This is a genomic window from Phenylobacterium parvum, assembly GCF_003150835.1.
In the GTDB taxonomy this organism is placed as follows: domain Bacteria; phylum Pseudomonadota; class Alphaproteobacteria; order Caulobacterales; family Caulobacteraceae; genus Phenylobacterium; species Phenylobacterium parvum.
This window is the reverse complement of record NZ_CP029479.1, coordinates 2,606,575-2,630,747: the sequence shown is the minus strand read 5'-3', so window position 1 is coordinate 2,630,747 and position 24,173 is coordinate 2,606,575. Positions and strand designations below refer to the sequence as shown.

The window sequence follows — 24,173 nt, the reverse complement described above, 5'->3', positions numbered from 1 at the left end:
ACCATGGAAGAAGTGCGCATTGAGGACCGGGGCCCGGTCCGCTGGATCATCCTGAACCGCCCCGAGGTGATGAACGCCATCACCGGCCGGATGCTGGGCGAGCTCAACGAGGCCTTCAAGGTGGCCGATGACGATCCAGCCGTTCGGGTGGTGGTCCTGACGGGAGCCGGGCGGGCCTTCTGCTCCGGGCTCGACCTCAAGCAGGCCGCGGCCGGCGAAGGCATCGGTGGGTCCGGCCTCGCCAGCGCCGGGGCCCGGCATCATTCCACGCGCGAGATCTGCACCGTGACCCTCCAGCGTATGGACAAGCCGGTGATCGGGGCGATCAACGGGGCTGCGGCGGGCTATGGCCTGGACCTGGCCCTGGGCTGTGACATGCGCATCATGTCCGACACGGCCCGGCTCCTGCCCGGCTTCACCCGCCGGGGCGTGATCCCCGAGAGTGGCGGCACCTGGTATCTTCCGCGCCTCCTGGGCTGGGCCAAGGCCTGCGAGGTCGCCATGCTGGGCGAGACCCTCGGCGCAGAGCAGTCCGTGGCCATGGGCCTGGCCAACCGGGCGGTCCCTTCAGGGGATTTCGAGGCCGAGGTCACCCGATGGGCCTCGACCATCGCCGCCAACGCACCCCTGGCGGTGACCGAGATGAAGCGCCTCTTCCGCCACGGCCTGACCCAGGACTTCGAGAGCCATTCCCATCATGTGCTCATGAGCCTGCTCAACCTCTTCCGGTCCGACGACTTCCGTGAGGGCGTGCAGGCCTTCATGGAGCGGCGCGAGCCGGAGTTCCACGGACGGTGATCCCGCCCGAAGGGGCGGTCGCTTTTTTCCGGCGCCGCCCCTTGCAGGGCCCCTTCGCCTTTCCCAACTCTCACTCGCGGGCCGGGCCCCTCTGGCGCTTCCAGTGTAGCGCGATGTCGGACCGCATCGGGTGCGCTCGATGCCGGGTCCGGGGCCTTCCCTTCCCCCCCCAAGCCTGCCGGTTCCGGCGTCGGGCGCTCCCATCCTACAGAGGAGCACCAACATGACTTTTTCCGCCTTCGCCCAGACTCCCAGACGCAAGGATGCGCCGGTGGAGTTCCAGGACGCCTGGACTCCGGGCGACCTGGTCCAGTTCGAGGCCCTGGTCAGCGCCTGCGCCCTTGTGGCCCAGTCCGACGGGTGGGTGACCCCCGACGAGACCCGCAGGGTCACCGAGCGCCTGCGAACCCTGCCCGCCCTCGACGTCTTTGGCGTCGAGGATGTGATCGAGGCGTTCGAGGCCCGGATCACCGAGTTCAACCAGGACCCGGAGAGGGCCCAGGCCCTCGCCGAGGCCTCCATCCGCAGGCTTCGGGAGAAGCCGGCCGCGGCCCGGGCCGTCGCTGCCGCCGCCTGCGCCGTCGCCTCTGCAGACGGCGGATTTGACGCAGAGGAACGTGAGGCTGTAATGAGGATCTGCGCCATCCTGATCCTGTCTCCCCAGGATCTGGATCTGGTCGCCCCCCGCAGGAGGCGGACATGAGGGTTCAACCCTTCGATCCCATGGCCTGGACCTACGTCCAGCCCACGAACATCCCGCCGGTCCTTGGCGCCGAGACCGTGACTCCCGTGAAGCCGGCCGAATCCTCGTCCAAGTCCGAAATGCGTGCGGATGACGATCGCCGTCCCCGGGATCCCGAGCGCAAGGTCGACATCAAGGTCTGACCCGCAGGTCCGGCCGACCCGAATTCCGCGCCGTCCAGCGTCATGTGCTCGGGCGGCGTTTGAGTTCATGAACGCAATCGGCCCGCCTCGGGGGGCGAGGCGGGCCGGGCGTCCCACCTCGTCTGACGGGGGGAGTCAGGAGGCGGGGTGCGCCAATCGAGGCTATCCGCGCGAGGCAGGACCGATCCTGGGATCGACCCGGGTTCCCGCTGGACGGTTGAAGACTCGCGCCCTCCGCGAACCTGCGCCATGATCCATCTCAAATCCTGGGTGATCCCCGGAGGAGGCTGACGTGAAGGGAATGTTCGCAACCATCTTGTCGCTCGGGCTGGTCCTTGGCATCGCCGGCGCAGCCCGGGCCGACGGCGCCATCGTCCAGCTCCTCACGGTGCAGGACAAGGCGCGGCTCCAGCGCTTCGAGGCGACGCGGACGGCCGCCGTCAGCGCGGCGAAGTCCGTGGGCGCGCCGGAGGATGTCGCCGTCCTCGACAAGGCCCTGTCCGGAAAGCTCCTGTCCGTCCGGTCCGCCGACCTCACCGGGGACTGGCGCTGCCGTACGATCAAGCTCGGGAAGTCCGCAGGACTGGTGGTCTATGGCTGGTTCCGCTGCCGGATCGTCGACGATGGGGCCGGCTGGCGACTGGACAAGCTCACGGGCTCCCAACGGGTCAGCGGACGGTTCTATGACGATGGCGAGACCCGGATGATCTTCGCCGGCGCCCTGTCCTTCGGGGACGAGCCCCGCCAGGCCTACGGCCGGCCCGGCGCCCGCAACCAGGTGGCCCTCGCGGTCCGTCCCGGCCCGGACCGGCTGCGCCTCGAATTCCCCGAGCCGGAGTTCGAGTCGGCCTTCGACGTCATGGAACTCGAGCGCGTCCCGCCGGCCCGGAAGTGACAGGAGAACGAGCTGGCGCCCGAGCTCGCCCATTTCCCGCCCGACGCCGATCCCGACTCGGTCCACGCCCGGCTCATGGCCGATGGCGCCGTCATCCTTGATGGGGTCCTGACCCCGGCCGAGGCCGACGCGGTCCGCGCCGAGCTGGATCCCTGGGTCCAGGCCACGTCGCCGGGCCGCGACGGGTTCACGGGTTTTCGCACGACGCGCACCGGCGCCCTGGCCGCCCGTTCGCCCCTCTGCCGCGACCTTATCCGTAACCCGCAGGTCCTGGCCCAGTGCGACCGCCTGCTCCTGCCGTCCTGCGAACGCTACCAGCTGCATCTTGGCCAGGTGATCCGCATCATGCCCGGCGAGAAGGCCCAGAGCCTTCACAAGGACCGCTGGGCCTGGGGCACGCACCTGAAGGGGGTCGAGCCCCAGCTCAACACGATCTGGGCCCTGACCGACTTCACCCGGGAGAATGGCGCCACCCGCGTGGTCCCGGGCTCCACCGGCTGGCCGGATGACCGGCGGGCCGACCCCTCGGAGGTCACCCAGGCGGTGATGACGCGGGGTTCCGTCCTCGTCTACACGGGCAGCGTGGTTCACAGCGGCGGGGCCAACGACTCGGATTCAGACCGCGTCGGCCTGAACATCACCTACGCCCTCGGCTGGCTGCGGCAGGAAGAGAACCAGTACCTGGCCTGCCCGCCCGAGATCGCCCGGACCTTCGACCCCGAGCTCCAGGACCTGCTGGGCTACGCCATGGGCTCCTATGCCCTGGGCTACTTCTCGCCCCCCACGGCGCCCGGCGCCGACCCTGAGGTGGTTCCGCCCAACTACGCCCTGGGGCGCCGGTCAGCGGGATCGACCCTGGGTTCGGCCGAGGACAGGGCCGCCCTCAGCGAGGATGTCGCTCAGGGCTAGCGCGTCTTCCGCAAGGTCGGGGGTCAGGCTCTTCGGGTGAAGGCGTTTCGCAGGATGGCGGCGAGGCGAGGCGGCCCCTGCGCCAGGGCGCCGGTCCTGTAGGCCTGGACGCCGATCCAGATCGCGCCGGCCGTAGTCGCGGCCATGAGGGCCAGCCCGGTCGCAACCTCCCAGGCCGGTGCGCCGTCGGCGATCCTCAGGAGCATCAGGAAGGGCGTGAAGGGCGGGAAGAGGGCTGCGGCCCGGAGGAAGGGCGAGTCGGGCGCCTGCAGGGCGGAGACCACCAGGATCAGGGGCGCCACCATCATCAGGCTCAGGGGTGTGGCGAGGCTCTGGGCTTCCCGGGGCGTTTCGCAGAAGGCGGCCAGCCCTGCGAAGATCGATCCGTAGAGCAGGAAGCCGGACGCCAGGAAGAGCGCCGCCCAGCCCAGGAGGCCGTTATCGAAGATGGCCCCCACCGCCTCCCGGGCGTTACCTGCCGGCAGCTGGCCCGCCGCCAGGACTCCCACCCCGGCCAGTGCGCCCAGGACGGTCAGGAAAAGGCACAGGACCCCGAGGACCTTGCCGAGCAGCAGCTCCGCCGGGTGCGCCGAGGTCACCAGGACCTCGATGACCCGGCTGGACTTCTCTTCGACGACGCTGGTCAGGATCATCCCCGACCCCGCCAGGATCAGGCTGACCAGCAGATAGCTGACTCCCAGGGCGGCGAGTTGAGGCAGCCGGTCGGTAAAGGTGACCTTCCCGGTTCGGGACTCCGGCGAGTAGGTCTGGACGTCGATTCCCGCCTCGGACACCCGCCGGATATCCGCCCCGGAAAGACCGAGGGCCTTCATGCGTCGCTCGCGGGCCCACTCCGACAGGTCATCCTCCAGGGATCCGGAAAGGTCGATCAGGCGCGCCCTTGGCGTCCAGAGCCTGGCCTCTATGGCATCGGCCCCGCCCGCCAGTACGAGGATGATCGGCGGGTTCGCATCGGGATCCTGCTCCCGGTAGAAGGCCTGGATGCGCTCACCGGCGTCCTGCGGCGTCCGGACGCCGACCAGCCCCGGCGGCGGCGGCGCCAGGACCGCCGCCTGCTCCTGGGGCAGGTTCCGGGTCCGGCCCTCCCGGATCCTTGCCTCCAGGTATCGGCCCGGTGCTTCCGGCCCGATCCCGGTGAGGTCGAGGATGACCACCCTGGGCGCCGGCGTGTGGCGGGACAGGAGGCTGGGCAGGACAGCCGTGGCGACGAAGATCAGCGGCACGATCAGAAGGGCGATGAAGAAGCCCGGCGTCAGCAGGTAGGCGAGATACTCCCGCCTCAGGATCAGAAGCAGACGTCTCATGCGCCGGCGACCTCCGGAAGGCGCTGGCCGGCGCCCGTCAAAAGCAGGAAGGCCTCATGCAGGCCAGGTTCCCGGGACTCGAACCGCCGCACGGCCAGGCCGGCCCGGAAGACGGCGGAGAGGGTCTCATGCGCCTCGGCGCCCGGGGCCAGTTCGACCTCCAGGCGACGGTCCCCCTCGTTCGCGGCCGGGCCTGCGGCGTTGACGCCGACCACGCCCGGCAGGCCCTGGATGTCGGAAACCTCCAGTCCGCCCTCCAGCACCAGCCGTCCGGGCGCCCGGCTTCGGGCCTCCTGGACGGTCCCGTCGAAGACCTTGCGTCCGCCGGCCAGCAGGAGGATCCGGTCGCAGAGGCGCTCGGCATGCGACATCACGTGGGTCGAGAAGACAATGGTGGCGCCGTTTCCCGAGCGCTCGAGGATCAGCGCCTCCAGGCCCTGCTGATGCGTCGGGTCCAGCCCTGAGAACGGCTCGTCCAGGATGATGAGCTCCGGGTCGTGGATGAGGGTGCAGACCAGTGCGGCCTGCTGCGCCATGCCCTTCGACAGCCTCCGGATCTGGGTGTTGGCGGCGTGGCCCAGGCCCAGCTGGTCCAGCATGGTCCGGGCCTTCCGTCGGGCGGTCGCCGGGGCCACTCCCTTCAGGCCGCCCAGGAAGGCCGCCGCCTGCAGGGGGGTCATGCGCGGGTGCAGGCCACGTTCCTCCGGCAGGAAGCCGATCCGGTCCCGGACCCGCCGTCCGTCGCTCGCGCCCAGGACGGTCATCCGTCCTGAGCTCGGGGCCATCAGGCCCAGGATCATCCTCAGGGTCGTGGTCTTTCCGGCGCCGTTCGGGCCCAGGAAGCCGAAGACGGCTCCCGGCTCGACCCGGAAGCTCAGGTCTTCGACCACGGCCCGGTCCCCGAACGTCCGGGTCAGGGCCTCCAGCTCCAGTGCGGGTGCGCCTGTCATTCGGGAGTCCCTCGCCGCGTGGAGGGATAATGCCCCCGCCCGGGCGGCCCGGCAATCGGGACCCGCCCCGCCGCATCCGGCCCGCTCGATCCTCCTGACGCGCGGCGAGAATTGCGCCTATATCTGGCGTCATGTCCAAGCGCCTTCGCCCGACCCGGCTGGAACACGTCCTCGATGGCGTCAGCCTGCGCGCGCGCCTTTCCGCTGCGGCCCTGGACGCCATCGGCGACGAGGCCGAGCAGAGGCGGCGGGCCCTCGACATCCTGCGGCAGGCCCTGTTCCGGGGGCGGATGATCGCCAAGGAGCGGCTCGAGAACGGCGCTGGCGGGATCGAGACCGCCCGCCTCCTGGCGGGCGTCACCGACGAGGTCGTCTGCGCCCTCTACGACTTCACCACCGTGCACGTCTTCCGGGCGCGCAATCCCACGGAGGGCGAGCGCCTGGCTCTGATGGCGGTGGGGGGCTACGGGCGGGGCGCCCTGGCGCCCTTCTCGGACCTCGATCTGTTGTTCCTGCGGCCCTACAAGCAGACGCCGCACGCCGAGAGCGTGATCGAGTTCATGCTCTATGCGCTCTGGGACCTGGGCTTCAAGGTCGGTCACGCCTCGCGGACGGTCGACGAGTGCCTGCGCCTCTCCCGCGAGGACTTCACCATCCGCACCTCCATCCTCGAGGCGCGGCACCTGACCGGCGACGAGGATCTGGCGGGGGACCTGCTCCGCCGGTTCCGGGATGAGGTGGTGCGGGGCACGGGCGCCCAGTTCGTTGCTGCAAAGCTCAAGGAACGGGACGAACGGCACGTCCGCGCCGGCGCCAGCCGCTACATGGTCGAGCCCAACATCAAGGAGGGCAAGGGCGGCCTGCGCGACCTGAACACCCTGTTCTGGATCGCCCGCTACCTGAACCCCGTGGCCAGCGCCGACCGGGCCAGCGGCGTCATCCAGCTGGACATGTTCGACCGCCGGGAGGTCGCCGGGTTCATCCGGGCCATCGACTTCCTCTGGGCGGTGCGCTGTCACATGCACTTCGCCACCGGCCGGCCCGAGGAGCGGCTGACCTTCGACCTCCAGCCCGCCATCGCCCGGCGCATGGGCTACGGCGACCGCGGCGACGCCCCGGCGGTGGAGCGTTTCATGCGGCGCTATTTCCTGATCGCCAAGGAGGTCGGCGCCCTGACCCGGGTGTTCACCGCCAAGCTCGAGGAAGAGCGGGTCAAGTCCCAGCCCGGGGGCCTTTCCCGCCTGCTTCCCGGCCGCGGCCGGTCCCGCCGCCGGGACGTGGCGCCGGGCTTCTACGCCGAGGGGGGGCGGCTGCATGTCGACGGCCCGGCGGTCTTCGAGGCCGATCCGGTCAACCTCCTGCGCCTTTTCCTGCACGCTGACCGCGAGGGGCTGGACCTGCACCCCGACGCCTTCACGGCCGCCTCGCGCCACGCCGCCCTCATCGGCCCGCGAGTGCGCCGCGATCCCGAAGCCGCCGCCGTGCTTCTGGACATCCTGGCCCGGGGCCGGGACCCGCAGCGGGCCCTGACCCTGATGAACGAGGCCGACGTCCTCGGTCGCTACCTGCCGGAGTGGGGCCGCATCGTCGCCAAGATGCAGTTCAACATGTACCACTCCTACACGGTGGACGAGCACACCCTGCGGGCGGTGGGGGTGATCGCCGGCATCGCCGATGGCCGCTATGCCGAGGACCATCCCCTGGCCACCGCCATCATGCCCTTGATCAGCGACCGCGACGCCCTGTTGCTGGCCATGCTGCTGCACGACACCGGCAAGGGCGGCGCCGGGGGGCAGGAACTGGCCGGCGCCCGGGCCGCGCGACAGGCCTGCGAGCGGCTGGGCCAGACCCGCAAGCGCATCGAGCTCGTCGCCTGGCTCGTCGAGCACCACCTGGTCATGAGCGACTATGCCCAGAAACGCGACGTCTCCGACCCGCGGACCGTGGTCGACTTCGCCCGGATCGTCGAGACGCCGGAACGGCTGCGCCTGCTGCTGGTGCTGACGGTGGCCGACATCCGCGCCGTCGGCCCCGGGGTCTGGAACGGTTGGAAGGGCCAGCTCCTGCGCGAGCTCTACCGCGCCACCGAAGCCCTCTTCCGGGGCGGTCGGGGCGCCGAGGACGCTGCGGCCATCCGCCGTTACCACGAGAACGCCGCCTACGACGCCCGGATGCGCCTGGCCGCCTCCAGCCCGGCCCTGACCGAATGGGCCCAGTCCATGGAGGACGCCTACTTCAGCGCCTTCACCGACGACGAGGTCCGGGCCCACGGCGCCCTGGTCCGCAGGGCGTCCGAGGGCGGGTCGGCCACCGCCTGCCGCATCCGGACCGACATGAACGCCGCCGAGGTGTCGGTGGCGGCCACCGACCGCCCCCGCCTGTTCGCCGACCTGTCCGCCGCCCTGAACCTGGCCGGCGCCAACGTCCTGGGCGCGCGGGTCCACACCTCGCGGCGGGGCGAGGCCCTGGACGTCTTCTTTGTCCAGGACGCCTCGGGGGGGGCCTTCGGCGCCGACAATCCCAGGGCCCTCGACCGCCTGATGTCCCTCCTGGATGCCGCCGGACGGGGCGAGGCCCTGAAGCGCGACGGCCGTCCGGCCTCGGAGCTTGGGCGCGCCGCGGCCTTCGCCATCACCCCCACCGTGGTCCTCGACAACGACGCCTCGGAGTCCGCCACCGTGATCGAGGCTTCCGGGCGCGACCGGCCGGGCCTGTTGTCCGCCCTGGCCGAGGTGATCGCCGACGCCGGCCTGTCCCTGATCTCGGCCCACATCGACGGATATGGCGAGCGTGCGGTCGACGCCTTCTACGTGGTCGACGACCAGGGCCGCAAACTCCTGGACGCTCCCCGCGCCGCCCGTCTCCAGGCGGACATGCTCGCCGCCCTCGAGGCCGTGGAGGCCCTGCCCTCGGGCCGCAGCCGGGCGCACCTGCAGAAGGCCCGGGCCAGCGTCGCCCGCTGACCCCGCGCCAGCGTCTTGACCGGTCGCCGCGGCGGGGCGCATTCAGGCGCTGTGAGCGATCCGTCCCTCCCGACTCCCTCGCGGGGAAATCCGCCGTCCGCCGGGCCAAAGGCCGGGGGCGGCCTGATCCGCGCCTCCATGGTCTTTTCCGGCCTGACCCTGGTCAGCCGCTTCCTGGGCCTGGCCCGGGACCTGGTCATCACCGCCCGGATGGGCGCGAGCCAGACCATAGCGGCGGACGCCTTCTTTACCGCCCAGGCCTTCTCCAACCTGTTCCGCCGGGTCTTCGCCGAGGGCGCCTTCGCCGCCGCCTTCGTCCCGGCCTATTCGCGCACGCTGTCGGGCGAGGGCGGCCCGGAGGCCGATCGTCTCGCCTCCGACGCCCTCGCGGTCATGGCCGTGGCGACGGTGGCCCTGACCCTCGTCGCCCAGCTGGCCATGCCCTGGATCATGCTGGTCTATTCCCCCGGCTACATCGACGATCCCGCCAAGTTCCGGCTGGCGGTCATCCTGACCCAGATCACCATGCCATACCTGCCCTGCATGGTGATCGCCGCCCTCCTGGCGGGGGTGCTGACCGCCCGGGGGCGCTTCATCATCTACGGCGCCTATCCGGTGGTGCTGAACATCGGCGTCCTCGCGGCGGTCCTGCCCCAGACCGACCCGGTGAAGGCCGCCTACGCCGCCTCCTGGGCCACCATCGTCTCGGGGATCGCCCAGGCGGGGCTCTGCTGGTGGGGCGTCCGGCGCGCCGGCGCCCGGATCCGCCTCGTCCGGCCCCGGCTGACCCCGGAGGTGCGCCGCCTCGTCCGCCTGACCATCCCCGGCGCGGTGGCCTCCAGCGCCGTCCAGGTCAACATCTTCATCTCCACCATGCTCGCCTCCCACGTCGCCGGCCTGCGGGTGTGGATGAGCGTCGCCGACCGCTTCTACCAGCTGCCCCTGTCCCTGGTGGGCACCGCCATCGGCGTGGCCCTGCTGCCCCAGCTGTCCCGGGCCTTCGCGGGAGAGGACGCCCGCGAGGGGCAGGCGGTCATGGACCAGGCCCTGGTCTTCGGCCTCGCCCTCTGCCTTCCGGCCTCCGCCGCCCTGGTCGCCATGCCGGTCTACCTGGTCGACGGCCTCTTCACCCGCGGCCAGTTCGTGTTCGAGGACGCCCGGGCCTCGGGCCTGATCCTGCTCCAGTACGGCTGGGGCCTGCCGGCCTTCGTCCTGGTCAAGATCCTCCAGCCGGCCTTCTTCGCCCGCGAGGACACCCGCACCCCCATGGTCTTCTCCCTGGTGTCGGTGGCGGTGAACATCGCCCTGGGGGTCGCCCTCTTCCACCTGGTCGGCTTCACCGGCCTGGCCGCCGCCACCAGCATCGCCACCTGGATCACCGTGGCGCAGATGGCCTACGCCCTGGGCCGCCGGAAGGCCTACGCCCCCTCCGCGGAGGCCTGGAGCCGGATCGCCCGGATCATCGCCGCCAGCGTGGGCATGGGCCTCCTCCTGGCCCTGGCCGCCCACTTCCGGACCGCCCTCGAGGCGCCCCTGGCCGGGGTCTCGCTCCTGGGCCTCGGCGCCAAGGAGCTGACCGTGCTCTGGGTCTGCCTCGCCGGCGCCCTCGCCTATGTCGGCCTGCTCTTCGCCTTTGGCGGCATGCGGATGTCCGACGTGCGCGCCGCCCTGCGCCGGACGCCCTCCGCCCCTTCGCCGCCGGCCCCGGACTTGTCCTGAGGCCGGTTCGGCGCTATTCGCCCGCCATGATCCGGAAGCCTGCACAGAGCCTGCGATGGCGCCGCGGCTGACGCCGCCGCCCCTTCATCCGACGCCCTTCCGGAGCCCTGCGCCTCCATGACCGACACGCCTCCCCCCGCCTACGCCGGCCCCGCCCGCGTCCTGTCCGGCGTCCAGCCGACCGGCGCCCTCCACCTTGGCAACTATCTCGGCGCCCTGGTGAAGTTCACCCGCCTCCAGCACCAGATGGAGACCTTCATCTTCGTCGCCGACCTGCACGCCATCACCCAGTGGCAGGATCCGGCGCGGCTGAAGGGCCAGGTGCGCGAGATCGCCGCCGCCTACCTGGCCTCGGGCCTCGATCCGAAGGTCGCCACCATCTTCCCGCAGTCCGCCGTGCCGGCCCACGCCGAGCTCGCCTGGGTGTTCAACTGCGTCGCTCGCCTGGGCTGGCTCGACCGCATGACCCAGTTCAAGGACAAGGCGGGCAAGCACAAGGAGCGCGAGAGCGTCGGCCTGTACACCTACCCGGTGCTCCAGGCCGCCGACATCCTGCTCTACCGGGCCACTCACGTGCCGGTGGGCGAGGACCAGCGCCAGCACCTGGAGCTGACCCGCGACATCGCCGCCAAGTTCAACCATGACTTTGGCGTCCCGGGCTTCTTCCCCTTGCCCGAGGCGGTGGTCGAGGGGCCGGGCGCCCGGGTCATGTCCCTGCGCGACGGCGCGGCCAAGATGTCCAAGTCCGACCCCTCGGAATACTCGCGCATCAACCTCACCGACGACGCCGACGCCATCGCCCAGAAGATCCGCAAGGCGCGCACCGACCCCGAGCCGCTGCCGGACACCCTGGAGGCCCTGGCGGCCCGGCCGGAGGCGCAGAACCTGGTCGCCATCTACGCCGCCCTCGATGGCCGCACCTCCGCCGAGGTCCTGGCCGAGTACGCCGGTCAGGGCTTCGGGGTGTTCAAGCCCCGCCTGGCGGACCTGGCGGTGGCCAAGCTGGGCCCGGTGGGCGAGGCCATGCGCCGCTACATGTCCGATCCGGTCGAAATCGACCGCATCCTGGCCGCCGGCGCCGAGCGGGCGCGCCAGGTCGGGGCCCCCGTCCTGGCCGAAGTGAAGGCCGCGGTCGGTTACTGGGCGGGCTGAGGGCCTTGTCTCCGCGCCGGCGGCGGGCCACGGTCCGACCATGACCTCCCTGACGGCCCCGCCGCGCAAGTTCCTGGTGATCGCCGACGGCAGCGCCGAATTCGCCGCCGCCCTGCGGTTCGCCTGCCGCCGGGCGCGCTCGACGGGGGGCAAGATCGCGATCCTGCGGGTCATCGCCCCCGCCGTCTTCGAGCACTGGTCCGGAGTGCGTGACGAGATCGAGCGTCAGGCCCGGGCCGAGGCCGCCGAGGAGCTGAAGGCCTACACGCCCCTCGTCCAGACCGAGACCGGCAGCCTGCCCGAGCTTCTCCTCATCCGCGCCGACGACACCCGCGAGGCCCTGCGCCGGGCCATCAGCGCCGATCGCGACATCAAGATCCTGGTGCTGGCGGCGGCCACCGGCGGCCGCGGACCTGGACCCCTGGTCGCCTCCATCGCCCGCGAGGGCGTCCGCTGGGGCGGCCGCAACCTGCCCGTCACCGTCGTGCCCGGCGACCTTTCCGAGGCCGAGATCGATGACCTCGCCTGAGACCGACAGGGACTCCCAGATGACCCAAAACGCCCACAGCGCCGACCTGATGGACCGAATCCGGTCCCGGCGCGCCGTCGTCGGGATCATTGGCCTGGGCTATGTAGGCCTGCCCCTGGCCCTCGCCGCCGTCGAGGCGGGTTTCCCGGTCCTGGGTTTCGACATCAGCCCCTCCCGCGTCGAGGCCATCCTGGCCGGCCGGCAGGTGATCAACTACCTGGCGCCCGAGGCTCTCCGGACCGCCCTCGACAGCGGGCGGCTGGACGCCACCACCGACTTCGCCCGCCTGTCCGAGGCCGACGCCGTCATCCTCTGCGTGCCTACGCCGGTCACCCGCAACCGCGACCCCGACCTGTCCTTCGTCCGCGCCAGCGCCGCCTCGGCCGCCGCCGCCCTGCGGCCCGGCCAGGTGGTCGTCCTGGAATCCACCACCTGGCCCGGCACCACGGACGAGGTGGTGCGCCCTCTCCTGGAGGCCGGCGGGCTGAAGGTGGGCCGCGAGGTCTTCCTGGCCTTCTCCCCCGAGCGTGAGGATCCGGGCAACGCCCACTTCGGCACCCGCACCATTCCCAAGGTGGTGGGCGCCGATGACCCGGCCTCCCGCGACCTCGCCGTCGCCCTCTACGAGGCCATGATCACCCGGGTGGTGCCGGTCTCCAGCGCCGCCGCCGCAGAGGCCGCCAAGCTGACCGAGAACATCTTCCGCTCGGTGAACATCGCCCTCGTGAACGAGCTGAAGCTGGTCTACGACGCCATGGGCATCGATGTCTGGGAGGTGATCGACGCCGCCGCCACCAAGCCCTTCGGCTACATGCCCTTCTATCCGGGCCCCGGCCTGGGCGGGCACTGTATCCCGGTGGATCCCTTCTACCTGACCTGGCGGGCCCGGGAGTTCGGCATGGAGACCCGCTTCATCGAGCTGGCGGGACAGATCAACACCGCCATGCCCGGGGTTGTGGTCGACCGGCTGGCGCGGGCCCTCAGCGACCACGCCGAGCGGGCCCTCAAGGGCGCCCGCATCCTCCTCGTCGGCGCGGCCTACAAGAAGAACGTGGATGACACGCGGGAGTCCCCCTCCCTGGTCCTCATCGAGGCCATCGAGGCCCGCGGCGCGACCTGCGACTTCCATGACCCCCTGATCGCGCAGATTCCGCCGACCCGCGAGCACCCGGGCCTGGCCGGGCGCCGCTCCGTCGACCTGACGCGCGAAGCCCTGGCTGGGTACGACGCCGTCCTGATCGCCACCGACCACGACGCCGTGGACTACGCCCTTGTCTCGGACGCCGCCCGGCTGGTGGTCGACACCCGTAACGCCATGGCCCGCCGCGGCCTGCCCGGAGACCGGGTGGTCAAGGCCTGAAACCGCCTCTTTTTCGTCCTGCGCTGGACACCCGCGCCCCTCGCACCCTAGATGCGCGCCATGGCCGGCAAGACCCTCTACGACAAGATCTGGGATGCACACCTCGTCGCCGAACAGGACGGCGAGGCCATCCTCTACATTGACCTGCACCTGATCCATGAGGTGACGACGCCCCAGGCCTTCGCCGGCCTGCGCGCCAACCGGCGGAAGGTCCGGCGGCCTGACCGCACCCTGGCCGTGGCCGACCACAACATCCCCACCGAGGGCCAGGGCCTGGGCGTGGCCGCCGTCGCCGACGAGGAGGCCCGCCTCCAGCTCGCCACCCTCGAGCGCAACGTCGCCGACAACGGCATCGAGTTCTTCCCCATGGGCGACATCCGCAACGGCATCGTCCACGTGGTGGGCCCCGAGCAGGGCCGCACCCAGCCGGGCATGACCATCGTCTGCGGCGACTCCCACACCTCCACCCACGGCGCCTTCGGGGCCCTGGCCCATGGCATCGGCACCTCCGAGGTCGAGCACGTCCTGGCCACCCAGACCCTGCGCCAGACCAAGGCGAAGAACCTGCGGGTGATGATCGAGGGAACGCCCGCCCCGGGCGTCGGCGCCAAGGACTTCGCCCTGGCGGTGATCGGTCAGATCGGCACGGCCGGCGGCACGGGCTATGTCATCGAGTATGCCGGAGACGCGGTCCGGGCCCTGTCCATGGAGGGGCGCATGACCCTCTGCAACCTGACCATCGAGGGCGGCGCCCGGGCGGGCCTGGTGGCCCCGGACGAGACCACCTTCGACTATCTGCGCGGCCGTCCCTCGGCCCCCAAGGGCGGCGCCTGGGACATCGCCCTGGCCAGCTGGAAGACCCTCTTCTCCGACCCCGACGCCGTCTTCGACCGCGAGGTCCGGATCGACGCCTCGGCCATCGCCCCCCTCGTCACCTGGGGCACCAGTCCCGAGGACGTGGTCCCGGTCACCGGCGCCGCGCCCTCGCCGGAGGCCTTCGCCAGCCCTGACAAGCGGGCCGCCGTCGCCCGCGCCCTCGAATACATGGGCCTGGAGGCCGGCCAGCCCATCGCCTCGGCCAAGGTCGACGTGGTCTTCATCGGCTCGTGCACCAACAGCCGGATCGAGGACCTGCGGGTCGCCGCCGACATCGTGCGCGGCCGTACGGTGGCGCCGGGCGTCCGGGCCATGGTGGTCCCGGGCTCGGGTCTCGTGAAGGCCCAGGCCGAGGAAGAGGGCCTGGACGAGATCTTCCGCGCCGCCGGCTTCGACTGGCGCGAGCCGGGCTGCTCCATGTGCCTGGGCATGAACCCCGACCGGCTGGCGCCGGGCGAGCGCTGCGCCTCCACTTCGAACCGCAATTTCGAGGGCCGGCAGGGACGGGGAGGGCGCACCCACCTGATGAGCCCGGCCATGGCCGCCGCCGCCGCCCTCGCCGGCCGCATCGCCGACGTCCGGGACTACCTGCGGTGATCCTGGGCCTCGACCATGTGGTCGTCCCCGTGGATGACGTCGAGGACGCCGCCGCCCGTTACGGCGTCTTCCTGGGCCGGGAGCCGGCCTGGGAGGGCCAGCTCGACGGCGCTGCGGCCAGTGTCTTTTCCCTGACCAACATGGCCCTTTGCCTGCGCGCCCGCCGCGAGGCCGATCCCGGCGAGCTGATCGCCCTGAAGGTCGCCGACCTCGACGCCGCCGTGCGCCTGGCCGGCCGTCGGGGCCTGCCCGCCCTGGGGGAGGAGACCACCTTCGGCGACCGCCGCATGGTCCGCCTGGACCCCGCTGCGGCGGGCGGCCTCAACCTGGCCCTCGTGTCCGGCGACGGCCCCGGCCTGTCGGCGCCTGCGGTTTCGGAGGCCTCGGCCGTCAGCGCCCTGGACCACGTGGTCATCGCCGCCCGCTCCGGAGACCGGGCCCTGGCCCTGTGGGGCGCCCGGCTCGGCCTCGACCTGCGGCTCGACCGGTCCAATCCCGCCTGGGGCGCCCGGCAGATGTTCTTCGCCTGCGGGGGCCTGGTCATGGAGGTCGTCCTGCGTCTGGGGGAGGCCGAGACGACGGACCAGCCCGACGACTTCAACGGCCTGGCCTGGGGCGCCGCCGACGCCGACGCCGTCCAGGGCCGGCTCTCCGGCCTCGGCTTCAACGTTTCGGAGGTCCGCAACGGCCGCAAGCCCGGGACCCGCATCTTCACCCTCCGCGAGGGCGTGCCCTTTACGCCCACCGTGGTGCTGCAGCAGAACGCCGGAACGGCCGGAGCCGAGCCATGAAGCCCTTCACCCGCCTCGACGCCCGGGCCGCGCCCCTGCCCCTGGCCAACATCGACACCGACCAGATCATCCCCAAGCAGTTCCTGAAGACGGTGGAGCGCGAGGGCCTCTCGCGCGGCCTGTTCTACGACCTGCGCTTCGATGGCGACGGCCAGCCCCGTCCGGACTTCGTGCTCAACCGGCCCGAGTTCGCCGGAGCCGGCGTCCTGGTCACCGGCGACAACTTCGGCTGCGGCTCCAGCCGCGAGCACGCCCCCTGGGCCCTCATGGACTTCGGCGTGACCTGCGTCATCGCCTCGTCCTTCGCCGACATCTTCTACAACAACTGCTTCCAGAACGGCCTCCTGCCCGTGGTCCTCAAGCCCGACGAGGTCCAGGACCTGATGGGCGAATGCCTGGGCGGCAACCACATGGTCAGCGTCGACCTGGAGGCCCAGACCGTCACCTCGCCCTCGGGCAGGGTCTTCGCCTTCGCGATCGACGCCTCCCGAAAGGCCAAGATGCTGAACGGCCTGGACGCCATCGGCGAGACCCTCTCAGCCGCCGCCGACATCGACGCCTGGGAGGCGGGCCGCACCCTGACCCATCCCTGGCTCGAGCGGACATGACCCTGATCATCGCCGGCTCAGTGCGCGTGCCGCCCGGGAACCTCGAGCGGTTCCGGCCCCACATGAAGGCCATGCTCGAGGCCAGCCGGGCCGAGGACGGATGCCTGGACTATACCTACGCCGAGGACGTGGCCGAGCCCGGCCGGATCCGGGTGTTCGAGGTCTGGCGCGACGCGGCCGCCCTCGAGGCCCATTTCCAGACCCCGCACATGGCCGAATGGCGCGCCCACTGGCCCAATTTCGGGGTTTCCGACCGGCGCCTGTTCGCCTACGAGATCGCCTCTCAGCGCCCGCTTTGACGGGTCCTGCCCGCGAGGGGGCGGACGTGCAAGGGCGCTGTTCCGATCTGCAAAGGCTTGCCCATGACCGACCTCCTCCTTCTGCCGGGTGACGGCATCGGCCCCGAAGTCACCGCCCAGGCCCGCCGGGTCGCCGAGGCGGTTGCGCCGGACCTGTCCATCGCCGAGGCCCTGTTCGGCGGCTGCAGCTTCGACGCCCACGGAACGCCCCTGACCGACGAGGTCCTGGCCGCCGCCAGGTCCGCCCGCGCCGTGCTGATGGGCGCCGTGGGGGGTCCCCAGTGGGCCGGCGCCCCCCGCGACAGGCGGCCCGAGGCCGGGCTCCTGAACCTGCGGGCGGGCATGGAGGTCTACGCCAACCTTCGCCCCGCCCTGTGCTTCCCCGCCCTGGCCGACGCCTCAAGCCTCAAGCGTCACCTGGTGGAGGGGCTGGACTTCATGATCGTCCGTGAACTGACGGGCGGGATCTATTTCGGCTCGCCGCGGTTCATCGAGGACCTGCCCGGCGGCGGCAGGCGCGCCGTCGACACCCAGGTCTACACCACCGCCGAGATCGAGCGTGTGGCGAGGGTGGCCTTCCAGCTGGCCCGGGGCCGGCGCAACCTGGTGCACTCGGCCGAGAAGTCCAACGTCATGGATTCCGGCCTGCTCTGGCGCCAGGTGGTCACCGACCTCCACGCCCGCGAATTCCCGGACGTCCGCCTCGAGCACATCCTGGCCGACAACGCCGCCATGCAGATCGTCCGCGACCCGCGCCAGTTCGACGTCATGGTGACCGACAACCTGTTCGGCGACATCCTGTCCGACGCCGCCGCCCAGCTGACGGGCTCCCTGGGCATGCTGCCCTCGGCCGCCCTTGGCGACGCCGGCCGGCCTGGCCTCTACGAGCCCATCCACGGCTCTGCGCCGGACATCGCGGGCCAGGGCCTCGCCAATCCCCTGGCCTCCATCCTGTCGCTGGAAATGGCCTTCCGCTGGTCGCTCGGCCGTCCTGAGACGGCGGACCGCATCCTGGCCGCCGTGGTCCGCGCCCTCGACAACGGAGCCCGCACCCGGGACCTGGGCGGTGATCTGACCACGGTGCAGATGGGCGACGCGGTGCTCGTCGCCCTCTGAGCGGACGGCGGTGCGGGGCTCAGACCCGCCGGTACTCGATCCTGGAGCCGTCTTCGAGGCGGCCCTTCAGGCCGGTCCAGACGCCGGCCCGGTCGTACCAGTTGTCGATCTCGGCCTCGCCACGAAGGGCCCAGACCTGGCCTTCCACCTGCCGGCCATCGGCCAGGGTGATGGGCCGGAACCCCTTTGGCGACGCCGTGATCCGGGCCAGGGTGCCCTCCTGCGGGTTGAACAGGCGTCCGGTCAGGACGTTCGGGTTCCAATGGGTGAGAGGTGACGTACCGACCGGGGCCAGCACCTCCTTGCGTCCGGTGCGGATCAGGACCCCTGAGGGGGTGCGCCTGGCCGAGACCTTCCGGTCTCCGGCTGTGGCGTCCGTCACGGTCTCCAGGCTTTCGAACCTTCCGTCCACCCAGACCTCGCGGGCTGTGTGCCGGTACCGATAGACCGGCACCGAGCCCAGCCGCACCGTCATGTCCACTTCCGTGGACACGGTCGGGGAGGCGGAGTCCCCCGAGAAGCTCAGCCGGTGTTCGCCAATGCGCTCGCCGTTCCGGAAAACCTGGAAGGTCAGCCGCCGGCTTGACGGCGTCGCGGCGAGGAGGGGGTGCGGGACCGCCAGCAGGGCGCCCGCTGTCAGGAGGGTGCGCCGGGTCGGAGCCGTAAGGGTCATGCCAAGGCCTCATACGCGCTGGAGTTGGGAACGCCCGAGGGCTGTCTAACCTTCTGCAGGTGGGGTTCCAGTGAATTTTCCGCAACGCAGCAAGGGGCCTCGCCTTGCGCCCCGCCGCCGCCGGGCGTAGGGGGACCGTCCGTTCTGTACAGGAGAGACACAGGTGGGCTATCGCGTCGCCGTCGTCGGGGCCACGGGTAATGTGGGCCGCGAAATGCTGAACATCCTCGAGGAAGTCGAATTCCCCGTGGACGAGATTCACGCGATCGCCAGCCGCAAATCCATTGGCGTCGAGGTCTCGTTCGGCGACCGTATCCTGAAGTGCAAGGACGTCGAGCAGTTCGACTTCTCCACCGTCGACCTGGTGCTGATGAGCGTGTCGGGGACCTTCTCCAAGGAATGGGCGCCGAAGATCGGCGCCGCCGGTCCCATCGTCATCGATAACTCCTCGGCCTGGCGGATGGACCCGGATGTGCCCCTGGTGGTGCCCGAGGTGAACCCCGACGATGTCGAGTGGGCGGACCGCAGGAACATCATCGCCAACCCCAACTGCTCCACCGCCCAGCTGGTGGTGGCGCTCAAGCCCCTGCACGACCGGGCGCGGATCAAGCGGGTGGTGGTCTCGACCTACCAGTCGGTCTCCGGCGCGGGCAAGGAGGGCATGGACGAGCTCTGGGACCAGACCAAGGGCATCTTCGTCCTCGGCCCGTCGGAGCCCAAGAAGTTCCCCAAGCAGATCGCCTTCAACGTCATTCCCTTCATCGGCGCCTTCAACGACGACGGCTACACCGACGAGGAGGCGAAGATGTGGAACGAGACCCACAAGATGATCGATCCCGAGATCGCCCTGACCGTCACCTGCGTGCGGGTGCCGGTCATGGTCGGCCACTCGGAGTCGGTGAACATCGAGTTCCACGAGCCCCTCGACGAGGACGAGGCCCGCGACCTCCTGCGCAACAGCCCCGGCCTGATCGTCATCGATCAGCGCAATGACAAGGGCTACATCACCCCCAAGGAGGCCCAGGGCGAGTTCCCGGTCTTCGTCAGCCGCATCCGCCGGGACCCCACCGTCGAGCACGGCCTGAACCTGTGGGTCGTGGCCGACAACCTGCGGAAGGGCGCCGCCCTCAACGCCGTGCAGATCGCCCAGCTCCTCGACGAGCGGGGCCTGATCGGCGACCGCTGACGGGTGGCCGGGGGGCCCGCCTCGCCAGCTGACGTCTCGCCGCGCGCCGCCGTCGGCGCCGGGGTCCTGTGCTACCTGATCTGGGGGTTCGCGCCCCTGTTCTTCCAGGCCATGGGGCGGCTCGGCGCGGACTCCTGGGAGATCCTCGCCCACCGGGCGGTCTGGGGAACCCTGGCCGCCTGGGTCTTCGTGGTCCTGGCCCGGCAGGGCGCCCAGGTGGCGTCGGTCCTGAGGTCGCCCCGGCGGCTGGGCATGCTCGCCCTCTCCGCCCTGCTGATTGGCGCCAACTGGGCCCTCTATGTCTGGGGGGTCAACGCCGGCCGGGTGCTGGAGAGCAGCCTCGGCTACTATCTGACGCCCCTTCTGAACATGGCGGCGGGCGCCCTGATCTTCCGCGAGCGGTTCGACGCCCTGGGGCTCGGCGCCATCATCCTGGCGGGGATCGGGGTCGCCCTCCAGGGCCTGGCCCTCGGGCACTTTCCCTGGATGGCGGTGGTCCTGGCCCTGACCTTCGGCGCCTATGGGGTCGTCCGCAAGCAGGTGCAGGCCGACGCCCAGACCGGCCTCTTCGTCGAGTGCCTCTTCCTGGCGATCCCCGGCGCCCTCTGGATGGCGCACCTGACCCTGACCGGGCAGGGGCATATGGACGATTCTCCCGCAGCGGCGGCCTGGCTCCTGGCCGCTGGGCCGATCACCGCCATTCCCCTGGTCCTCTTCTCCTGGGCGGCCCGGCGCATGCCCCTTTCGGCCATGGGCTTCCTGCAGTTCATCGGCCCGACCATCGGCTTCGGCATCGGCCTGGCCCAGGGCGAGCCCTTCACCGCCCTGCGCGGGGTGTCCTTCGCCTTCATCTGGGCCGGGGCGGCGACCTACATCTTCGGCCTCTGGCGGCGGACCCGGAACCTCGACGCCTGACCGGCGCTTGCGTATTCCGCCCCCGCGGCTATCGGTGTCCGGAACGACCTTTCGCCCACAGGGCGGCGACGGCGACGCGACAGTTCCGGAGGAAACCCATGGCCCGCACGAAGTTCGGCGCATTCCTGGCGCCCCATCATCCCATCGGCGAGCATCCCATGCTCCAGTTCCGGAACGACATCCGGTTCGCGACGCGGCTGGAGGAGCTGGGCTACGACGAGTTCTGGGTCGGCGAGCACCACTCCACCGGCTGGGAGATGATCGCCTCTCCCGAGATGTTCCTGGCCGCCGTGGGCGAGCACACCCGGCGCATCCGCCTGGGCACAGGGGTCATCTCCCTGCCCTACCACCACCCCTTCAACGTCGCCCAGCGCATGGTCCAGCTGGACTACATGACCGGCGGGCGGGCCATCCTCGGCACGGGCCCCGGCGCCCTGCCCTCCGACGCCCACACCCTGGGCATCGACCCCATGACGCAGCGCGACCGCCAGGACGAGGCCATCGGCGTGATCAAGCGCCTCCTGGCCGGCGAGAGGGTCACCCATGAGAGCGAGTGGTTCACCCTGCGCGACGCCCGGCTCCAGCTCCTGCCCCTGCAGGAGGAGATGGAGATGGTCGCCGCCTCCTCGGTCAGCCCCTCGGGCATGACCCTGGCGGGCAAGTACGGCATGGGCGTCCTGTCCATCGGCTCCAACTCCGACGCAGGCCTCGCCGCCCTGCCCACCCAGTGGGGCTTCGCCGAGCAGGCCGCCGCCAAGTCCGGCGCCCGGATCGACCGGAAGAACTGGCGGGTGCTGATGTCCTGGCACATCGCCGAGACCCGCGAGGAGGCCCGGGCCCAGGCGGCCAAGGGCCTGATGCACTGGCACAACGAGTATCAGGTCGGCACTCTGATGCGCCCGGGCGCCGGCCCCTTCGCCTCGCCCGAGCAGGCGCTGGAGCAGACCGCCGACGTCGAGGGCGCGGCGGCGGTGATCGGCACGCCGGACGACCTGGTGGCGGCGATCCGCAAGCTGCAGGCCAGCTCCGGCGGCTTCGGCGTCGTCCTGGGCTTCGTTCACGACTGGGCCAACCGCGAGAACACCAACCGCAGCTGGGAGCTCGTCGCCCGCTACGTCATCCCCGAGATCAACGGCCTGCTGGAGGGCTACCGCGACTCCCGCGCCTATGTGATCGAGAACCGGGAATGGTTCGAGCGGGCCGGCCAGGCGGTGATGAGCAAGATCATGTCGCACGAGGGGGCCGCGGCGGCCCTGAAGGCGGGGATGGAGGCGGGGGTGGCCATGCGCTCGCCCAACGCCCCCGACCTGAACAAGGCGGCCAAGGACCTCAAGTAGGTCGCCTCAGGGTCTGCGCAGCGTCACCCCGGCGTCGCCCCCGCGTGGGGGGGACCGGGGGGGTCCGGCATCCGTTCCGGGCGCGTCGAGCAGGTCTTCGGCGCCCTGGGCCAGCCGCGCGGCGAGATTCCGTACCGAAGACTCAAGAACTTCCGAAGGGTCTCCCCCGAGGCTGAGGCCGGCCCCGAACAGGGCGGCCAGGAGGTCGCCCGTGCCCCGCGGCGCCCGGGGCAGGCGCGGGTGGCTGGCGAGCCAGGCCTCCGCCCCGTCGGTCCACAGGACCCCGACATCGGCCCCATCGGGGACGGAGGAGACAAGGACCGGCCGGCCCAGGCTCCGGGCGGCGGCGAGGGCCGAGCCGGGGTCGGTGACCTGAGCGCCTGTCAGCCGCTCCAGCTCCCAGGCATTGGGTGCGAGCAGGCCGGCGCGGGGGACCAGCGCCCGGGGCAGGGCGTCGGCGACGGTTTCGGGGACGTAGAGGCCGCGGCCCTCGTCGCCCAGGATGGGATCCACCAGGACAAGGGCGCGGGGATTGCGGGCCGCGACGGCGTCGAGCAGGCCGGCGGCGGCCTCCACCTGACCGGCCGAGGCGAAATAGCCGGTGAGGACAAGGTCCACCCGGTCCGCGAGGCCCGACGCCAGGAGGCCCTCGGCCTGGCCGGCGAAGAGGGCGTCCGGGACCGGGCCGCCGCCCGGCGACCCCAGGCCCGGATGGCGACCGAACAGGACGGTGGGCAGGAGGGCCGTGCGAAAGCCCAGCCGGGTGAGTTCCGCCGCCTGCAGCCCGCCGCCGACCCCGGAGCCGGCGACATGACTGGAGACGATCAGGGCGACGGGCATGGCGGGGCCCCCGCCCTACGCCCTAGTAGCGGTAGTGCTCGGGCTTGAAGGGCCCGGCCACCGGCACGTTGATGTAGGCGGCCTGGTCCGAGGTCAGCTGGGTCAGCTTTGCGCCCAGCTTCTCCAGGTGCAGCATGGCGACCTTCTCATCCAGGTGCTTGGGCAGGGTGTAGACCTGCTTGCCGTAGGCGCCGCCGTTGGTCCACAGCTCGATCTGGGCCAGGGTCTGGTTGGTGAAGGAGGCGCTCATCACGAAGCTGGGGTGGCCCGTGGCGTTGCCCAGGTTCACCAAGCGGCCCTCGGACAGGACGATGATCTTCTTGCCGTCCGGGAATTCCACGTGGTGGACCTGGTCCTTGATCTTGTCCCAGCGATAGTTGCGCAGGCCCGCGATCTGGATCTCGGAATCGAAGTGGCCGATGTTGGCGACGATGGCGTTGTTCTTCATCCGCCGCATGTGGTCGACGGTGAGGACGTCCTTGTTGCCCGTGGCGGTGACGAAGATGTCGCCCTTGTCGGCGACGTCTTCCATGGTCTGGACCTCATAGCCCTCCATGGCCGCCTGCAGGGCGCAGATCGGGTCGATCTCGGTGACGATGACCCGGGCGCCGCCGTTGCGCAGGCTGGCCGCCGAGCCCTTGCCCACGTCGCCATAGCCGAGGACCACCGCGACCTTGCCGGACAGCATGACGTCCGTGCCCCGGCGGATAGCGTCCACCAGGCTCTCGCGGCAGCCGTAGAGGTTGTCGAACTTGGACTTGGTGACGCTGTCGTTGACATTGATGGCGGGGAAGGGGAGCTCGCCGCGCTCGGCCATCTGGTAGAGGCGGTGGACGCCCGTGGTGGTCTCTTCCGAGACGCCGCCGATGGCGTTGCGGATGGCGGTGTAGAAGCCGGGCTTCTCCTTCAGGTACCGCTTCATCACGGCGTAGAGGGCCTCTTCCTCCTCGTTCTGCGGGTTCTCGAGGACCGAGGGGTCCTTCTCGGCCTTGGGCCCCAGCACGCAGAGCAGGGTGGCGTCGCCGCCGTCATCGAGGATCAGGTTGGGATAGCCGCCGTCGGCCCACTCGAAGATGCGGTGGGCGTAGTCCCAGTACTCCACCAGGGTCTCGCCCTTGGTGGCGAAGACCGGCGTGCCGGCGGCGGCGATGGCCGCGGCGGCGTGGTCCTGGGTGGAGAAGATGTTGCAGGACGCCCAGCGCACCTCGGCCCCCAGGGCCTCGAGGGTCTGGATCAGCACCGCCGTCTGGATGGTCATGTGCAGGGAGCCGGCGATCCGCGCGCCCTTCAGGGGCTGGGACGGGCCGAACTCGGCGCGCACGGCCATCAGGCCGGGCATTTCGGTCTCGGCGATCGCGATCTCCTTGCGGCCGAAGTCGGCCAGGGAAATGTCCTTCACCACATAGTCGGTCATGTCGGGATTCCTGTCGCGCGGGCGCTCGCCGCCTGG

At 71.1% G+C, this 24,173-nt stretch carries 23 protein-coding genes; 18 read left to right on the top strand and 5 right to left on the bottom strand.

Translation table 11 applies throughout. The annotated features are described in order from the left end of the window. The first annotated feature begins 3 nt into the window (after positions 1-3). From HYN04_RS12330 to HYN04_RS12310, 5 genes are all read left to right on the top strand, one after another. A complete protein-coding gene (locus HYN04_RS12330) occupies positions 4-798 on the top strand; it encodes an enoyl-CoA hydratase/isomerase family protein (RefSeq protein ID WP_110451033.1) in 795 nt (264 codons plus the stop codon). Positions 799-1,021: 223 nt separating this feature from the next. Then, on the top strand, positions 1,022-1,501 hold the full coding sequence (locus tag HYN04_RS12325) for a tellurite resistance TerB family protein (RefSeq protein WP_199285967.1): 480 nt from the start codon (positions 1,022-1,024) through the stop codon (positions 1,499-1,501). Continuing rightward, complete coding sequence (locus HYN04_RS12320) at positions 1,498-1,683, top strand: hypothetical protein (RefSeq protein WP_110451031.1); 186 nt, start codon at positions 1,498-1,500, stop codon at positions 1,681-1,683. Before HYN04_RS12325 ends, HYN04_RS12320 begins: the two co-directional genes overlap by 4 nt. Before the next feature lie 301 nt (positions 1,684-1,984). After that, a complete protein-coding gene (locus HYN04_RS12315; RefSeq protein WP_110451030.1) occupies positions 1,985-2,578 on the top strand; it encodes a DUF4893 domain-containing protein in 594 nt (197 codons plus the stop codon). Positions 2,579-2,653: 75 nt separating this feature from the next. Continuing rightward, positions 2,654-3,487, top strand: coding sequence for a phytanoyl-CoA dioxygenase family protein (locus HYN04_RS12310; RefSeq protein WP_110451029.1), 834 nt, complete (start codon positions 2,654-2,656; stop codon positions 3,485-3,487). A gap of 23 nt (positions 3,488-3,510) precedes the next feature. Here the strand turns inward: HYN04_RS12310 and HYN04_RS12305 are convergent, their stop codons facing one another. Beyond that, complete coding sequence (locus HYN04_RS12305) at positions 3,511-4,812, bottom strand: ABC transporter permease (RefSeq protein WP_110451028.1); 1,302 nt, start codon at positions 4,810-4,812, stop codon at positions 3,511-3,513. Continuing rightward, on the bottom strand, positions 4,809-5,762 hold the full coding sequence (locus HYN04_RS12300; protein WP_110451027.1) for an ABC transporter ATP-binding protein: 954 nt from the start codon (positions 5,760-5,762) through the stop codon (positions 4,809-4,811). The genes HYN04_RS12305 and HYN04_RS12300 overlap by 4 nt, the downstream gene beginning before the upstream one ends. A gap of 131 nt (positions 5,763-5,893) precedes the next feature. Between HYN04_RS12300 and HYN04_RS12295 the strand changes: the two genes are divergently transcribed. The 10 genes from HYN04_RS12295 (at position 5,894) to leuB (ending at position 17,772) form a co-directional block, all read left to right on the top strand. Then, a complete protein-coding gene (locus HYN04_RS12295) occupies positions 5,894-8,725 on the top strand; it encodes a [protein-PII] uridylyltransferase (protein WP_110451026.1) in 2,832 nt (943 codons plus the stop codon). A gap of 138 nt (positions 8,726-8,863) precedes the next feature. Continuing rightward, the gene (gene murJ, locus HYN04_RS12290; protein WP_110451025.1) at positions 8,864-10,444 is read left to right on the top strand and encodes a murein biosynthesis integral membrane protein MurJ; all 1,581 of its coding nucleotides are present in this window, start codon (positions 8,864-8,866) and stop codon (positions 10,442-10,444) included. A 117-nt stretch (positions 10,445-10,561) separates the two neighbouring features. Next, on the top strand, positions 10,562-11,596 hold the full coding sequence (gene trpS / locus HYN04_RS12285) for a tryptophan--tRNA ligase (RefSeq protein ID WP_110451024.1): 1,035 nt from the start codon (positions 10,562-10,564) through the stop codon (positions 11,594-11,596). A gap of 40 nt (positions 11,597-11,636) precedes the next feature. Then, positions 11,637-12,125: a universal stress protein gene (locus tag HYN04_RS12280; RefSeq protein ID WP_110451023.1), complete on the top strand. Its 489-nt coding sequence runs from the start codon at positions 11,637-11,639 to the stop codon at positions 12,123-12,125. A 19-nt stretch (positions 12,126-12,144) separates the two neighbouring features. Next, positions 12,145-13,485 (top strand): nucleotide sugar dehydrogenase, encoded by a 1,341-nt coding sequence (locus HYN04_RS12275; RefSeq protein ID WP_110451429.1) that lies wholly within the window; start codon positions 12,145-12,147, stop codon positions 13,483-13,485. A gap of 60 nt (positions 13,486-13,545) precedes the next feature. Next, positions 13,546-14,958 carry a 3-isopropylmalate dehydratase large subunit gene (leuC, locus tag HYN04_RS12270; protein ID WP_110451428.1) on the top strand — a complete coding sequence of 471 codons (1,413 nt, stop codon included), beginning with the start codon at positions 13,546-13,548 and terminating at the stop codon, positions 14,956-14,958. Further along, the gene (locus HYN04_RS12265) at positions 14,955-15,749 is read left to right on the top strand and encodes a VOC family protein (RefSeq protein WP_110451022.1); all 795 of its coding nucleotides are present in this window, start codon (positions 14,955-14,957) and stop codon (positions 15,747-15,749) included. Before leuC ends, HYN04_RS12265 begins: the two co-directional genes overlap by 4 nt. Then, positions 15,746-16,357: a 3-isopropylmalate dehydratase small subunit gene (gene leuD, locus HYN04_RS12260; protein WP_110451021.1), complete on the top strand. Its 612-nt coding sequence runs from the start codon at positions 15,746-15,748 to the stop codon at positions 16,355-16,357. Before HYN04_RS12265 ends, leuD begins: the two co-directional genes overlap by 4 nt. Then, a complete protein-coding gene (locus tag HYN04_RS12255; protein ID WP_110451020.1) occupies positions 16,354-16,656 on the top strand; it encodes a putative quinol monooxygenase in 303 nt (100 codons plus the stop codon). The genes leuD and HYN04_RS12255 overlap by 4 nt, the downstream gene beginning before the upstream one ends. A 63-nt stretch (positions 16,657-16,719) precedes the next feature. Then, positions 16,720-17,772, top strand: a complete 1,053-nt coding sequence (gene leuB / locus HYN04_RS12250; RefSeq protein ID WP_110451019.1) for a 3-isopropylmalate dehydrogenase — start codon at positions 16,720-16,722, stop codon at positions 17,770-17,772. A gap of 19 nt (positions 17,773-17,791) precedes the next feature. Here leuB and HYN04_RS12245 read toward each other — a convergent pair whose 3' ends face one another. Further along, on the bottom strand, positions 17,792-18,445 hold the full coding sequence (locus HYN04_RS12245; protein ID WP_110451018.1) for a DUF6134 family protein: 654 nt from the start codon (positions 18,443-18,445) through the stop codon (positions 17,792-17,794). Positions 18,446-18,608: 163 nt separating this feature from the next. On the opposite strand from HYN04_RS12245, the gene HYN04_RS12240 reads away from it, so the two are divergent. From HYN04_RS12240 to HYN04_RS12230, 3 genes are all read left to right on the top strand, one after another. Further along, positions 18,609-19,631 carry an aspartate-semialdehyde dehydrogenase gene (locus HYN04_RS12240; RefSeq protein WP_110451017.1) on the top strand — a complete coding sequence of 341 codons (1,023 nt, stop codon included), beginning with the start codon at positions 18,609-18,611 and terminating at the stop codon, positions 19,629-19,631. Positions 19,632-19,634: 3 nt separating this feature from the next. Beyond that, complete coding sequence (gene rarD, locus HYN04_RS12235) at positions 19,635-20,546, top strand: EamA family transporter RarD (protein WP_110451016.1); 912 nt, start codon at positions 19,635-19,637, stop codon at positions 20,544-20,546. Positions 20,547-20,644: 98 nt separating this feature from the next. Then, positions 20,645-21,883 carry an LLM class flavin-dependent oxidoreductase gene (locus HYN04_RS12230; RefSeq protein ID WP_110451015.1) on the top strand — a complete coding sequence of 413 codons (1,239 nt, stop codon included), beginning with the start codon at positions 20,645-20,647 and terminating at the stop codon, positions 21,881-21,883. A 6-nt stretch (positions 21,884-21,889) separates the two neighbouring features. Here the strand turns inward: HYN04_RS12230 and HYN04_RS12225 are convergent, their stop codons facing one another. Both HYN04_RS12225 and ahcY read right to left on the bottom strand, forming a co-directional pair. After that, on the bottom strand, positions 21,890-22,723 hold the full coding sequence (locus HYN04_RS12225; protein ID WP_110451014.1) for a bifunctional hydroxymethylpyrimidine kinase/phosphomethylpyrimidine kinase: 834 nt from the start codon (positions 22,721-22,723) through the stop codon (positions 21,890-21,892). A gap of 22 nt (positions 22,724-22,745) precedes the next feature. After that, entirely contained in the window at positions 22,746-24,137 is a 1,392-nt protein-coding gene (gene ahcY / locus HYN04_RS12220; protein ID WP_110451013.1) for an adenosylhomocysteinase, read from the bottom strand. Positions 24,138-24,173 lie beyond the last annotated feature (36 nt).